Below are 13,926 nucleotides of genomic sequence, written 5' to 3' on the forward strand. Positions count from 1 at the left end.
AGCGATCAGTCAGGTTCGTCGGCGGGCTCCTGACGGATGATATCTTCCGGTATCTCACGCAGAAAGCTCTGCCCCTTTTGCAAACGACGCCCTAGCGCCTCGACAAATCCTTCAAACCGCTCCCGGCCTTTCGCCTGCGCAGCCGCCTGCGCGTCGTTGGGTAGCGGTGGCGTAACCGTCAGCCAGAAACGGACGAAGAGGGCCAGGGTCTCGGCTGTCAAACCAACGTCACGCTCCAGTCTCTGCATCTGACGCGACAGCCGATCCAGGCGACGGGTAAACGCCGCCTCCCGCCTGTCCGATCCATCCGGCGACAGAAACGAAGCAACCGCCGCCTCCACGATCGCAGACCGGGAGAGCTTCTGGCGATCGGCCAGATCCGAGATCCGCTTCAGAAGCTCAGGCGGGAAATACACGTTCATGCGGTCGCGCATATTGCTTCAGAGCTCCATGCCGTCATTCGGGTCCATGGCGGCTTGACGGGCAACGCCACGCATTTGCTGACGGAGAAGCCGGGACTGGCGGATCGCGTCCTCGTCGTCATCAAGAACGGCGGCAAATTCCTCGACCGGCGTCGGTTCGGCTGCCTCCTTGACGATCGCGACATGATCGGGGAGTTCGGGCTCACGACGAAGGCCACTGTTCGCCGCGTCTTCCTCCGCTTGCCCCCTTTCGGTTGGAAGCGACGCCGGCTTGGGCGTGCCCAATGTAGACCATCCGTCCGTTCGCGATGACCGGCCGGATGCCGCTGGGTCGGGCGGCGGCAAGACCCGCTCGGCAAACCGCCGGTCTTCATAATAGCGAGCCTTCTGAGCTCGAATCGGCGGCGTACCCGCCACCATGACGATCTCGTCCGTCGGCGGAAGTTGCATGACTTCACCTGGAGTCAGAAGCGCGCGCGCCGTCTCCTGCCGCGAGACCATCAGATGCCCGAGCCACGGGTTTAGCCTGTGCCCAGCATAGTTCTTCATCGCCCTCATCTCGGTCGCCGTACCAAGCGCATCGGATACTCGCCTCGCGGTCCGCTCGTCATTGGTCGCAAAGCTGACCCGGACGTGGCAGTTGTCGAGGATGGCGTTGTTGGGCCCATAGGCCTTCTCGATCTGATTGAGCGACTGCGCGATCAGGAAACTCTTGATCCCGTACCCCGCCATGAAAGCGAGCGCGGATTCGAAGAAATCAAGCCGCCCAAGCGCCGGAAATTCGTCGAGCATCATCAGGATGCGATGCCGGCGGTCGCGGGCGTGCAGATCCTCGGTCAGGCGACGACCAATCTGGTTCAACACCAAACGGATCAGCGGCTTCGTCCGTGAGATATCGGAGGGCGGCACCACGAGATAAAGCGTCGTCGGGAATTGATCAGCGATCAGATCGGCGATCCGCCAGTCGCAACGGCAAGTGACCCGGGCCACGACGGGATCGCGGTAGAGCCCGAGGAACGACATCGCGGTGGACAGGACACCTGAGCGCTCATTCTCGGATTTGTTGAGGAGCTCACGCGCGATCGAGGCGACAACGGGATGGGCCCCCTTCACGCCAAGGTGCGGCGTGGTCATCATCGCCTTCAATGTTGCCTCGATCGGCCACTTCGGGTTGGACAGGAAGGCGGCCACGCCGGCCAGAGTCTTGTCTGCCTCGGCATAGAGGACGTGGAGAATGGCTCCGACCAGGAGTGAATGGCCGGTCTTTTCCCAGTGGTTCCGCTTGTCGAGCGAGCCTTCGGGGTCGACCAGGACATCGGCCACATTCTGAACGTCGCGAACCTCCCATTCTCCGCGCCGGACCTCAAGCAGCGGATTGTAGGGTGAGGACTTCGGGTTGGTCGGATCGAACAACAGGACGCGGCCATGCCGCGAGCGGAAGCCTGCGGTCAGTTGCCAGTTCTCGCCCTTGATGTCGTGCACGATGGCCGAGCCGGGCCAAGCCAATAGCGAAGGGACGACAAGTCCGACGCCCTTGCCCGACCGGGTGGGTGCAAAACACAACACGTGCTCCGGCCCGTCATGGCGGAGGTAGTCGCGATCGACCTTGCCCAGCACCACGCCATCCGGACCAAGAAGTCCGGCCGCACGAACTTCTTCTGCATCAGCCCAACGCGCCGAACCATAGGTCTCGACGTTCTTGGCCTCGTGCGCCCGCCAAACCGACATGCCGATCGCCGCCGCGATCGAGATGAAGGTCCCAGACGCCGCGATGAAGGCGCCCTCGACAAAGACCTGGGGCGCATAGGCATCAAAGACGAACCACCACCAGAAGAAGACCGGCGGATAGTAGATCTTGAAGCCCGCCAGCTCGAACCAGGGCCGCCCAAGCTCAGGCTGCCAGGCGAGCCGCCAGGCCGTCCACTCAGTCGCGCCCCAGATGGCCAGCAAAACGATCAGGCCGACAACGATCACCTGTCCCCAGAGGATCTTGGTTCCAGACATCCCAAACGCCCTTCCGCAACTGAATTGGAGAGATTGCTAGAGACCCAGGTCGCGCTTGCGGCCAAAGCCCCATTCGATGCCTCCGCCGTCCTTCACGACGCCGGTGACGTGTTGGCCGAGCTTCTTCTCGAGTTCGCGAGACCAGGGTACGAGCTGAAAGCCGAGTCCATTATCGATCATGGCGAAACGCCCCGACGCCAGCGTCAGCCGCTGGCGATACGTGCCTGCCACGTGCTCCCCGGAGGCAGCCTTCACGTGAGGCAGGCCGGTATCGGCCGACACTCTTGCCCCCACCTCGTCTAGCTCACGTCGGCGCAGCGTGTTCAGTAGGCCCCGCTGCATGATGACGCGCTGACCCTGCCGCAGGGCGAGCCCCTCGCCTGCGAGATGTTCGGCACGGGCCCGCATGGCGTCGCGCGCCTCGCGACCAAACCCGCCCATGGAGAGCGGCATGAGATCGCTCTCAACGAGGCGATGGTCGATCCAGGTCGCGCCAGGAGCGGTGATCTGCTGGTTGAGGTCGAGATCGGAGCGGTTGGCGAGCACCAACGTCGGGCGCCGGTCGTCCGGCCCCCCAAAGCGGCGGACCTCGACGATCCCTCCGATCGGCGGGGCGTGATCGAATGCCTCGATGCCTCGGAAGCGAACGTGGTGAACGCGTCCGTCCGTGCCATCGATCACGGCATAGGCCTCGCCCGTCAGTTCATCATGAAGTCCTTTATCGACCAGCCGGCCGATAATCGGCGACCCCGGCTTCTCACCATCGATCACATAATCGGTGACGCCACGCGCCTCTCCGCGGTCGGTGAAGACGCGGTGCATAGTCTTGATGACGTCGCCGCGCATGCCGAGGTCGCGAAGGTTGCGCTCGGCCTCCAGCCCGACCATCCATTCGCCAGGGCCCGCAGACGCAGCGAAGCCCATCTTCTCCAGGTGCTGGAGCCGTCCGATCATTAAACGACGGATTTCCGGATCGGCCGCACCGGGATTTTCGGGACGCAGGTCGATGGCCCCGGTTTCATCGGCGGCCATGCGGATCTCGACGTCGAGCCGCGTCCAGCGTTCGGTGGCGATCTCCTTTTCCAGGGTATTGCGGATCTCGTGCTCGGGCTTTGGACCAAGTTCGATCGAGGCCAACTCCTCGGCGCGCGAGCGCAGGCCCCGGCTGATATAGTCTCGCGAGATCACGAGGTCGGCGCCCGTCTGATCGATGCCGCGCACGAGCAGATGGACATGCGGATTGTCCGTGTTCCAGTGATCGACGGCGAGCCAATCGAGCCGAGTACCGAGATCGACTTCCATTTGCCTGGCGAGATCGCGCGCAAGAGCTCTGAGATCGGTCATCTCAGCGGCATCCTCGGGCGAGACGATGAAACGGAAATGATGCCGGTCGTCCTTGCAGCGATCCGCGAAGGCTGCGTCGTCGGTGCGGTCGCTGCCGGCATCGAACATCACCGCCTTCTCGCTGTCACGCGTGACGCCGTCGCGCTTCAGATAGGAGAGATGGGCCGTCAGCGGCGCGGAACGGAAGGATCGTCCCTGGTGACGAACGACGCGCGCCTTCACCACTACGCGCCGCGCCGGGCTGAACAGGCGGTTGCGGCTAAAGCTGATCCGGCCGCGCCCGAAGGTCGAGCGTCCGTAGCTCGAGGAGCGCTTAGCCGCAGCCGCGTGCGAAGGGCTGTGACCGGCCTTCTTCGCCGCACGCAGCACCTGGTTAATGAAGCTCTTGGGCTTTGGCGCTCGCGTACCGCGGATGCGGCCAGGCCGGATGCGTAAATCGCTGTCGCCTACGCTCACGGCAACGGCTCCAGGGACATGAAATCGCGGACAGTGCCGAAAGCACCGTTGAATTCATTGGCTAAAGCATCCGGCGCGGCACGCGCCCCGACCGAGGGGCACGGTAGCACCCAAGCCATGTCAATGGCTTGTGGTTCGACGGGCGAGCCGCTTTTATCTCGCCGTCCTGATGTCGTACCTGCCCATTGCGCTCGCCTTTCCGCCCTTTCATCTCCAACGTACGCCACTGCATGCCAGCTTGCGCATTCGCTCATCGCGAGCCCCCTGCATCGGATCTCGCTACGAACAACCCTGTTGCCGGTGCCACGATGGCCGAGATGTCGTGAACGGAGGTCGTCGCCGGAGCCCGATTTGACGAGCGCCCGAACTGCTGCGGGTCAGCGGTGTTCGTACTTTCAAATCGAGCAACAAAGAGCGCCGCTGCTGGTGGCCGCAGACCCGCGACGGCACTAGAAGCTGAGATGTCGCTACCGATGAGAGGCACAAGTTTCTGCAAATAGGCCTGGGTCTCGGCCGGCAATGGGCGGCCGGCGAGATGCTCTTCGTAGCGACCAGGTCCCGCGTTGTAGGCTGCAAGGAAGCCCGGAGAGCCGTACCGGTCGTGCAGGTCCCGAAGGTACGCAGTCCCCGCAAGAATGTTATCGCGGGGATCGTAGAGATTATTGCCGAGGTGGTACCGCAGGCGTAACTCTGCCCACGTCTCCGGCATGATCTGCATCAGCCCCATGGCGCCTTTCGGTGACCTGGCACGCACGTCTCCGGCACTTTCGACGTCTATGACTGTGCGTATCCAACGCTCCGGCACGCCGAAGCGACGTGAGGCTTGCTCGACGAAATCCGCAAATGGACCGCCGGTTGCATACCTTGCTATGGGGTCCGCGGCTTGCGTCTCGGCGACAGCAGAAACGTTGCTCACGGTCAGCGCAGCGAACAACGGTACAGCCAGCAGGCTCCTCTCGAACAAACGCAAGCGTGCCACAGTGCTCGCGCCCGTCCAGGGTAAAGTCGCTTCGCGCCGGCCTTTCGGCCGCCCTGGACCGCCGCTGCGCGCGCCGGCCTTGCAAGCTTTGGTCGGGACGGAGGAATGGTCCTGCACTTGATCGAACAGAGGAATGGCAGGACGGAAACTCGGAACACGCACGATCATTCCTCCCACGTCCACACCGGGAAGGCACGGCCGATCACGGCCGACGCCGCAAGGAGTCCAAAATATCGGCCGTCTAGGGAGTCGTCCGACTGCCAGTTCATGAGGAACAGCTCGCCGCCGCCGACCACGCGACAACCGTGCCATTTCGGCAGCGGCCGGCCCCGCCCATCGCGATCTCGCGCCTCGCCCACTACAATTTCATCGACGGAAATCGTGAGCGCGTTTCTGCAGACCGTCTGCCCTGGCAGTGCCAACACCCGCTTGAGCATGGGGACGCCGAGCGGCAGATAGCCGTCCAGGTCGAGAAAGGTCGCAAGCGGCCCCGGCGGTTGAACGGCGACCAGCTCGGTGACATGCAAGTGTTCGACTGGTTGCAAGCTATAGAGACCGATTGGCACGCTTGCCGATGCATTCCAAATGTAGCGTGGAAGCGGCTCCAAGGCGATTGTGGAGACGAGCGCAGCAGAAACCGCAAACGTGGTTATCAGCATTATCAGGCGGCTTGTCATCGCGTCACCCTTTGACGATGAAGCCAGGCCTGGTGGCGCGCTTTGGTATATGGACGGGGGTTCTCGTTGACGGACAGACGGTTGTGGACGTGATGCCAATGATCAGGCGCGACGTCCGCGGGATTGATGCCAAGCGCCTCTATGGCATCAACCATTTGCAGCACCCGTTCGACCTTCGGCCAACCGGAGAGCCGCAGCAAAATCTCTCCGCCGGGTGTCACATAAGGTACGGTCGAGCAGCGCTGTCCAGGCGCGACCGCGCGCAGGATGTCGATCCGCGAAATGACCGTTCCAAAATCGTTGGAGGTCCAACGGACAAAGGCAAAGATGCTGCCTGGCGCGAAAGACAGGACACGCCGGTGACGATCAAGCTTCCGTTCCTTGACGATGCGACCGAACCGAATGCGGTTTTCGATGCGGTTTTCGAGCCACAGGACTTCCACTTCGGTGAGATCGCTCATGCCGAAGCTCCCGAAGACGGGAATGAGGAGCCGTAAGCGGCGGTGAAGCACCTGTACGGCTTTTGCCGACAAGGAGAATTGACGGCGCGCGGTTGCCAGTCGCCTGCGATGCGGCTTTCGGCTTGGTCCATTAGAAGAAATCCAAAGGATTTCTGGTTAGTAAAGCTAGAGCGGCTGGAAAGCGCAGAGAAACAAGCTCTTAAGCTCGATTCCGGTGCCCGGTTGCATGAAGATTGGGTCCTCGATAGCACGAGGGTTGCGGTTCCCGATAGCACGAGTTGATTCACAGGTTGTCCTCCGATTTGGAATGAGACCGCGGCGGCGCAGGCGGTGCCGTTAGGGATCAACAGGCGTTGGTGCGAAGTTCAGCCGCTCGGTGCCGTTCGGATCGCGTGTGAGCACGAGCTGATAGCCGGGCAATGTCTGACGCTGAACGATCTGCCGCACGTCGCATAAGCGGCGAGAGGATGCCGGACTTGGCATGCATGTGCACAAGGTCAAAGCTCCAGCCGCCGTCCTGACGCCCGCCATGCTTGCGCACGAGCCGGTAGAGCCAGCGCTCAAGTCCGCCCGTCAGATCGAAGTAGGCATGATCGATCGTGAGCACGAGCGCGTCATCGATGGCGCCCGCATAGAACCAATCCGGCAGAATCAACTTGAGGCGAAACGGGCGACCATTAGCGTCGGCAGTCTCCTTCCACTCGTTGATCCAGGAGAAGCGATGCCGCCGCCGTTCTGCCGGCTGACGGATCGACGTCAGCACGGTCGTTGACTGCAACCTGTCGAAACCCGCCTTCAGCCGGTCATAGTCACGCGCGCTGGCGCCACGGCCAACAAACGTCAAGATTTCGTAAGGCGTTGCAGCCATCAGGCGCGACGTCTTCAAGCCGGCGTCACGGGCTTCGACGATCTGGGACGCGGCCCAGATCAAAACGTCTGCATCCCAGATGGTCGCCATGCCGTGTTCCGGCACGGCTTCGACACGAACTGCGATCGCACCCGCGCGGAAATCGATTGGTACAATCCGTTTTGTTTTGGCGAGCGAGAAGAACGGATAAGCCATCAGATCCTGCGCGTCACGGGGCGGCGCAAGATCGCCGGGCAACGCCCGAAAAAGCTCAAGCTGGTCGCGCTCGGAATGGTGTCTGCGCCGCATGGTCACTGCTCTCGCGCGACGATCAGCGACGTTCCTGGCCCGCATACGGGCGCAGGACCGGATGCTTCTTGGCGGGCAGCACAGTGCCCTTGCCGGGATCCGAGGTTGACGTCTTGGCGCCGAGATCAGCCCATGCTTTCAGGTCATCCAGAGCGTAGACGACACGTCCGCCGATCTTCCGATACGTGGGCCCGGTGCCGTACGTGCGGTGCTTCTCAAGCGTGCGTCCCGAGAGACCAAGATACCGCGCGGCCTCCGGTGTACGCAGGAAGCGCTGGGGCAGTCCGGTCATTGCATCGGGCATTTGAGCACTCCAAGGTGACGGCGCACCGCGTATGGCGGCGCCGGCGTGTGTGCGGTCATCATGGAGAAGCAAGTTCTCGGAGGGGGATGCCGAATATTGGGGGGTCGATTTTCGATACCCCTCGGCCGAAGGGCTACTTGTCCCTGCGGCCGGGCCGCAGAAATTTGCGGTAGCCTCCGCGGACCAACGCGAGGCCGCCTTGCACCAGGCGGACCGTTCGATTGCGCAAATCGTGTGTCTTCCAGGCGCGATCAGGGATGCGCTTTTTGCCGAACAGCGCTTCGGCGGTCATGCGATAGCTGCCACCGGCAGTATGCGCATCGAGCGCGCGGATGGCGGCGCTCAGGCGTTCGCGCCGCTGCCTAGATAACTTGTGAAAGGCAGGACCTGGCGCGCGTCCATTCATTGCGCGCCACAGCCGCCGCGCTGCATAGGCGCGCGCTTCCAAATCACCGTTAAACGACAATTCGACTGCGTATGACGCGCCGAGCACGGGGGGCTCTTTGGACCAGACACGGTGATCCGTCGCCCCGATGCGCAGCACAGCATGCCAGCCGTCGGCGGCGCGGCGCACCTGACCGGCTGTAAGGTCGAGCAATGGCTGAGACGCCGAGCTGCGATCGGCGGACGAGGCAACCGTGACTGGAACGACCGTCGCTAGAACCTCAGGCGCCCAAAAGATCGTCTGCTCGTCGAAGGACCTCTGCGGGTCATGGGCGAAAGCAGATGCCCCATTTCCTCCTGAATTCCGCGGTCACTTCGCCAGTTGGGCTATTGGCGATCAGCGCTTCGTATTCGCGTCGATAGTCCGCGTTGCGGCGAAGACATTCCCAGGCAATGTCGGTGATTTCAGCGTCTTGTAGGCCCCTGTAGGAATCCGGCGACCGCCAGTCGATTTCAGGCATTGCTTCCGTCCCATTGCACTCAGCTAACAACGATTGCGGCGCAATAGGTATGAACGAAACGGTTGTAGGAAGCCCCTAGTTTGGCACCACGTGGTGCACTGGAATGACCACCGGATAACGGAAGAAAATTGTTCTGCCTACAAGTCGCCGGTCGGCGGCTCTCTTCTATTTTGAGCCAGTACCGCGTAACAGACGCGCCTGCTCAGTCACCCATTTGGCGCGCGCAAGATGGCTCTGGTATGCGCTCCGCGCACGGTCTGGCTCTCGCTCTGGGTCAATATGCAGCACCACACGAGCGACTTCCATCCAGTCCGCGCCCTCGCCCTCCGCCTGCAGAAGGCGAACGTACGTGACGACATGCTGTTCGTCATAGGCTGTCAGCGCCGGCTCGTTCGGCGCAACATCCGCGACGTCAGGATCTAGCTGCGGCTTCGTCATGACCATCCCAACAAACAGCGAATGATTCTGACCTCTCTGAACGGTCCAGATTGTCTAAGCGTCTCATTTTAGCCCCATTCCGCGTCCAACGGCCAGCGGGGAATACATACTATAGGAGATAAACCTCATAGTATGTAAAAACGCAACTTGCGCAGATGGACATGCGCAAGTTGGTCGGTCGGAATTTCGCAAGAATGCGGAAGCAGAAGCGCTTCACGCAGGAGAGATTCGCCGAGATGTCTGGCTTCACCCAGCAGTATATCAGTGACTTGGAGCGCGGCCGCCGTAATCCCACGGTCGTGACATTATTCGAACTCGCCAGCACGTTGGGCGTCAGTCACGTCGATCTCGTCCTTCCAGATGAAGAGGCACGAGACGAGCGATCAAAACCTGCCAAGCGGAAGTGATGGGGTTGGGCGAGTTAAATTTGAACAATCATAAACTGTGACACTCGCGAATCGGCCTTGATAGCAACCGCATCCGGCAACGATGAATGCCGTGTCGCGCCAGAAATACGGCATCGAACTGATGCAAAAGTGCAACGCGAAGGTCCGTGCCGGGACCGAGGCGGCAATTTAACGAGGCCCCGCCCGGCGAGCCGGACGGGGCTTGGTGGAGCGATCTTACTCGCCGCTCTTGCGCGGCCGCGACCAGAGCAGCGTGTAGCCCTCGCCGCCTTCGTCGTCGAACAGGTTCGCGTAGATCGGTGCGTTGAACGAGGGATCATCGAGCTTGAGCGAGAGGTAATCCCGGCCCTCTTCGGAGCGCTTCGACCAGGCTGCCCCAATCTCGGCCCGGCCCACGTAGATGCGGTGGCTGGGCGCGTTGTCGTTGGATCGGTTGGTCTCGGCGACGATACGGACGCCCTTGGCTTGCAGGCTCAGGGTGACGATCTCGCCCTGGAAGTCGTTGCCGACCTTCTTGAAAGAACCGATGTTAGCCATGTCACTTCTCCTGTTGTGTTTCGAGCCCGCGACCACCGCGGCCTCGATGGCGATCTAGAGGCCGAGGACGATCGGCGACGCACCCGCTCGCGGGCCGGAGCGCAGCGGAGGACGTCGTTGGAACGACTTTCTTGTCTCGCGAGGAATGGGCGCAAGCCCAGGGGAAGAAAGTCGCATCAACGGCGTTGCGGCTCAGACGATCGAGGCGAAGCCGGTCTTCGGCCAGATCAAGCCATCAAAGAGGCCAAGTGCGTCCGCGTGCTGAACCGCAATCTTAAGGAGAAGACTTGGCGAAGCTCGGTTGAACTGCACAAGTGGTCGATACGGTTCGGCGCAGAAAGAGAAACAATCTGCCGCAAAGGGCGATATCGTCCCGGAAGGAATGATCGAGCGCGGCGCGGCGACCCACAGCAGCTATGTGGGTCAGACAGAGATTGCTAAGGCTTGCTTAAAGCGCTTCGAGGAGAAGTGCGGTTACCTCTCGCTCAAGCTGGAGGCCCCTCGATCAACGTAAGGCACCGTGTGACCTTGCTCGACCGATGATCTCGACGAAGCCTCATCGCTCGTGCGTGGCGGCTGTGAGAGCTGGTTGAGGCATATTCTCCACCGCCCCGGCCGGCACCGACGGGCGGGTTTCTGCGAAAACGGTCAAACGCGCCCATGCCGGGCCGCCGATGCAAACCGCACCTACGCAAGCGAAGGCGTCGCGCCAAGCCAGCGAGGGTACCCCGATCTGCGACAGGGCAAACACCACATGATAGCCAGCGACAGCCGCAGGGACGGCGAATGCGGCTGCGATCGCGATGCGCAAGATCCGGACCCGACTGACCGTGACTGCGACCTGACCGACAGCAAGCGTAAGTGCGCCGGCGGCCAATCCGACCAGCAGTGCGCCGACGACACCCGCGCCATCTCGAAAGCCATCATCCCGACGGTGAGGGCAATGAAGAACGGCAGGGCATACACAGCGAGCACAAAGATCGCCCAGCAGAACAAGCCAATGCCTAGTGTGTTGAGAACAAGCCCAAGGGCGAGCATGGTGGTGGCTCCATGTGCATAGATGTACCCGTCGCGCCTTCCACCACCACCGCGGCGCGGCTTCGGACGTAAAATCGAAACGAGGCGAAGTTGCGGCGTGCAACTCCGCCTTGGCGTTTTCGAGGTGACGGCGCTTACGCGCTGCCGAACTTCCAGACGGGAATGCCGAGCCGCTTTGCCTTGTCGGCAAGGTTGTCCTGAATTCCCGTGCCCGGAAAGTGCATAACGCCGATCGGCAGGATTTCGAGCATTGCGTCGTTGCGCTTGAAGGGTGCCGCCTTGGCGTGCTTGGTCCAGTCGGGCTTGAAGGCGATCTGGGGGACCTTGCGATTGGCCGCCCATTTGGAGGCGATCAGTTCGGCGCCTTTCGGCGAGCCGCCATGCAGCAGCACCATGTCGGGATGCTTGGCATGCACCTTGTCGAGGCGATCCCAGATGAGGTGATGGTCGTTGAAGTCGAGCCCACCGGTGAGTGCGATCTTCGGTCCTGATGGCAGCATGACCTCGGTCTCGGCGCGACGTTTTGCGGCGATGAAGTCGCGGGAGTCGATCATCGCTGCGGTGAGCGCTCGGTGGTTGACCAATGATCCCGATCGAGGACGCCAGAACGAGCCGGTGCGGACCTCAAATCGCTCGATAGCCTGGTCGCGGAAGAGTTCCAGGCAGTTGCGGCGCTCGATCAGCGTGATGCCTTCAGCCGTGAGGCGCTCGAGTTCGACCGATCGCACCTCGGAGCCGTTCTGCTCGCGCTGGCTCTTGTGCTGCGCCTGCTCGTTGTCGTCGAGCTGGCGTTCGATGCGATCGACGGCACGATGGAACAGACTGACAGTCGACCAGAGCAGATCGTCCAGGTCCGGCTCGAGCCGCGTGTCGTTCAGGGTCGCAACCAGGGCGTCGAAGATATCGGCCACGGCAGCGGAGATCATCTTGCCTTCCGGAAGCGGTCTCGGATCAGGCTGGTCGTCGAAGGGACGGTAACCGAAGAGCTGTAGTTCCGTGAGGACGTGGTCGGTCGGAGAAGAGGCATGCGGCGGCTCGACGTCGTCATGGTCGGTCATGGAAGGAGGTCCTTTGCCGGGTTTGGCCGCGCCCTTCGCGGCCTTCGTGGCGATCAGTCAGACGGCGGGCGGAACGGGCCAGAACCCGAAGGACCGAAGCGGCAGCGGAGGATGGCGGAGGCCGGCTATTTTGCTTCGCGATGCAAAGCGCGCTGGCTAGAATATGATGTGTGTTTCAAGTGCCTGCGCGCGGCGGAAAATAGCCGGACGCAGCCATTGCCGGCCCGGGCCGCTTGCCGTCCGATCGCCCTCTAGAAGGCGCAAGGTCGCGTCCTCTTCCGGTATTGGCCTCGCCTATGACCGACCTGTCACGATCGATCGAACCGTCGTGACCTATTCCGCGGGCACTGTCGACGAATGCAGGAAGCGGACGCCGTCCTCTGGCACGAGTTGAATCGGCAACGCTGCTCGGAGGGCTCCGATACCGAAGATGTGCAGGTCTTCGTTGAAGTCGCCCAGCCGAGGCGATAGCTTGATCGCTTCAATGCCGGCGTCTGCTGCGCGCTGGGTCAGAATGGTCTGCGCCATATCTCCGGCGGCATCGGCGTCGCAGGCGATATAGAGCCGGCGCAAGCCCGGCGGTAGCACCATCGCTGATAGGTGATTGGCCGACAGTGCAGCGGCCATCGGCATCGTCGGCAGCACGCAGCGCAGCGACAGCATGGTTTCGATACCCTCGCCGGCTGCGAGCACGTCATCCATTACGCCGAACCGAACGGCGTTGCCGAGCAGATCGCCCATCGCGCGCCGTGGGGTATCGATCGGAGCCTTGCCGAGCCGCACGCGATCAAAGCCGTCCGGATCGAGCCAAGTCCGGTGCACGCCGGTGATCCGACCATCGAGATCCGTGACGCCGGCAATCATTGCCGGCCAGGTTTCGGTCGGCAGATGGTCGTCCGGCCGATAGTAGCAGCGTGGATGGAAGCGCAGACTGCCGCCATGGTGAATGCGGGTTATGCCGCGGCCCTGCAAATAAGTCTCGGCAATGGTCCCCTTGATCGGGCTAGATATCGCAAAGAGCCGGCGGGCGGGTTCCTGCGATCCGGGCGGTACGACTGAAGGAATAGGTCTTGGGGCCGGCTTCTGCTCAGAGCGAGGCAGGTTCAAAAAGCGCCTCGCCTCCTCGACGACCTCACGAAAGTCTCGCAAAGCCAGCGTTTCGCGAATGATGTCGAGGAGATCACCATGCGCGCCGGTTGCGGCATCGGTCCATTTGCCCGCCGCTCCCTTCGACGATTCCTGGAGCCGCACAAACAATGAGCGGCCGGGCGTGTTGTGGACGTCGCCGACCACCCAATAACGCCCCGCCCGCTTGCCATTGGAGAGATAGCGTCGGCATACCGCCTCCGGCTCTCGCGCAAGGCGGCGTGCCAGTTCGCAAGGTTGGCGGGACATCAGGCCGCCTCCTGCCAAAGGACACCTTCGACTGGATACCGGTTGAGCACCTTCGACAGCATCTCTATGCCGCTCGCGTGCATCCGCACGAACATGCGGAGCTTACAAAAGGTGATCTCGCCAAAGAGGCCGTAGCCTCGCAAGCTCTTGCGCATCTTGGCATGGGATCCCGACACTTCGATGCGCTTTCCACGGATCACTCCGACATCGGCCGACGTGATCTTTTGGACAGCTTTTGGCATGCTGATTCTCCACGACAGGCAGCCGGGAGCCTCTCTCTCGGCCTCCAACCCGTCACGGAAACGACCCTGCCCCTCTTACTCTTGTGCCCGCGGCCCACCGAGC

15 protein-coding genes and 1 pseudogene are annotated in these 13,926 nt (G+C 62.2%); 1 reads left to right on the forward strand and 15 read right to left on the reverse strand.

What is annotated here, in order from left to right:
- Positions 1 to 5: 5 nt before the first annotated feature.
- The 11 genes and pseudogenes from IVB47_RS07795 to IVB47_RS07845 all read right to left on the reverse strand — a co-directional run bounded on the left by IVB47_RS07795 (position 6) and on the right by IVB47_RS07845 (position 9,146).
- The gene (locus IVB47_RS07795; RefSeq protein WP_247460853.1) at positions 6 to 434 is read right to left on the reverse strand and encodes a CopG family transcriptional regulator; all 429 of its coding nucleotides are present in this window, start codon (positions 432 to 434) and stop codon (positions 6 to 8) included.
- A 6-nt stretch (positions 435 to 440) separates the two neighbouring features.
- Positions 441 to 2,426, reverse strand: a complete 1,986-nt coding sequence (locus IVB47_RS07800; RefSeq protein WP_247460855.1) for a conjugal transfer protein TraG — start codon at positions 2,424 to 2,426, stop codon at positions 441 to 443.
- 36 nt (positions 2,427 to 2,462) lie between these two features.
- Positions 2,463 to 4,226, reverse strand: coding sequence for a DUF3363 domain-containing protein (locus IVB47_RS07805; protein ID WP_247460857.1), 1,764 nt, complete (start codon positions 4,224 to 4,226; stop codon positions 2,463 to 2,465).
- Between the two features lie 250 nt (positions 4,227 to 4,476).
- Positions 4,477 to 5,373 carry a lytic transglycosylase domain-containing protein gene (locus IVB47_RS07810; RefSeq protein ID WP_247460858.1) on the reverse strand — a complete coding sequence of 299 codons (897 nt, stop codon included), beginning with the start codon at positions 5,371 to 5,373 and terminating at the stop codon, positions 4,477 to 4,479.
- Positions 5,370 to 5,882 carry a S26 family signal peptidase gene (locus IVB47_RS07815; protein WP_247460860.1) on the reverse strand — a complete coding sequence of 171 codons (513 nt, stop codon included), beginning with the start codon at positions 5,880 to 5,882 and terminating at the stop codon, positions 5,370 to 5,372. Before IVB47_RS07815 ends, IVB47_RS07810 begins: the two co-directional genes overlap by 4 nt.
- Positions 5,879 to 6,343, reverse strand: coding sequence for a DUF2840 domain-containing protein (locus IVB47_RS07820; RefSeq protein ID WP_247460863.1), 465 nt, complete (start codon positions 6,341 to 6,343; stop codon positions 5,879 to 5,881). The genes IVB47_RS07815 and IVB47_RS07820 overlap by 4 nt, the downstream gene beginning before the upstream one ends.
- Before the next feature lie 336 nt (positions 6,344 to 6,679).
- Positions 6,680 to 7,499 (reverse strand): annotated as a pseudogene (locus IVB47_RS07825) (replication initiator protein A).
- 22 nt (positions 7,500 to 7,521) lie between these two features.
- A complete protein-coding gene (locus IVB47_RS07830; RefSeq protein ID WP_247460865.1) occupies positions 7,522 to 7,803 on the reverse strand; it encodes a helix-turn-helix domain-containing protein in 282 nt (93 codons plus the stop codon).
- A 133-nt stretch (positions 7,804 to 7,936) separates the two neighbouring features.
- On the reverse strand, positions 7,937 to 8,401 hold the full coding sequence (locus IVB47_RS07835) for a DUF2285 domain-containing protein (RefSeq protein ID WP_247460867.1): 465 nt from the start codon (positions 8,399 to 8,401) through the stop codon (positions 7,937 to 7,939).
- Between the two features lie 112 nt (positions 8,402 to 8,513).
- Positions 8,514 to 8,708: a DUF6499 domain-containing protein gene (locus tag IVB47_RS07840; protein WP_247460869.1), complete on the reverse strand. Its 195-nt coding sequence runs from the start codon at positions 8,706 to 8,708 to the stop codon at positions 8,514 to 8,516.
- A 165-nt stretch (positions 8,709 to 8,873) separates the two neighbouring features.
- Positions 8,874 to 9,146 carry a DUF2285 domain-containing protein gene (locus IVB47_RS07845; protein ID WP_247460871.1) on the reverse strand — a complete coding sequence of 91 codons (273 nt, stop codon included), beginning with the start codon at positions 9,144 to 9,146 and terminating at the stop codon, positions 8,874 to 8,876.
- Between the two features lie 155 nt (positions 9,147 to 9,301).
- Here IVB47_RS07845 and IVB47_RS07850 point away from each other — a divergent pair, with 155 nt between their 5' ends.
- Positions 9,302 to 9,553 (forward strand): helix-turn-helix transcriptional regulator, encoded by a 252-nt coding sequence (locus IVB47_RS07850; RefSeq protein WP_346730785.1) that lies wholly within the window; start codon positions 9,302 to 9,304, stop codon positions 9,551 to 9,553.
- A 216-nt stretch (positions 9,554 to 9,769) separates the two neighbouring features.
- Here the strand turns inward: IVB47_RS07850 and IVB47_RS07855 are convergent, their stop codons facing one another.
- The 4 genes from IVB47_RS07855 to IVB47_RS07875 form a co-directional block, all read right to left on the reverse strand.
- Positions 9,770 to 10,090 carry a DUF736 domain-containing protein gene (locus tag IVB47_RS07855; RefSeq protein WP_027562526.1) on the reverse strand — a complete coding sequence of 107 codons (321 nt, stop codon included), beginning with the start codon at positions 10,088 to 10,090 and terminating at the stop codon, positions 9,770 to 9,772.
- 1,172 nt (positions 10,091 to 11,262) lie between these two features.
- On the reverse strand, positions 11,263 to 12,186 hold the full coding sequence (locus IVB47_RS07865) for a DUF2493 domain-containing protein (RefSeq protein WP_247460875.1): 924 nt from the start codon (positions 12,184 to 12,186) through the stop codon (positions 11,263 to 11,265).
- Positions 12,187 to 12,519: 333 nt separating this feature from the next.
- The gene (locus IVB47_RS07870; protein ID WP_247460989.1) at positions 12,520 to 13,581 is read right to left on the reverse strand and encodes a toprim domain-containing protein; all 1,062 of its coding nucleotides are present in this window, start codon (positions 13,579 to 13,581) and stop codon (positions 12,520 to 12,522) included.
- Positions 13,581 to 13,823 (reverse strand): hypothetical protein, encoded by a 243-nt coding sequence (locus IVB47_RS07875; protein WP_247460877.1) that lies wholly within the window; start codon positions 13,821 to 13,823, stop codon positions 13,581 to 13,583. Before IVB47_RS07875 ends, IVB47_RS07870 begins: the two co-directional genes overlap by 1 nt.
- Positions 13,824 to 13,926: the final 103 nt, after the last annotated feature.

Origin of the sequence: Bradyrhizobium sp. 62 (assembly GCF_023073035.1) — a bacterium.
In the GTDB taxonomy this organism is placed as follows: domain Bacteria; phylum Pseudomonadota; class Alphaproteobacteria; order Rhizobiales; family Xanthobacteraceae; genus Bradyrhizobium.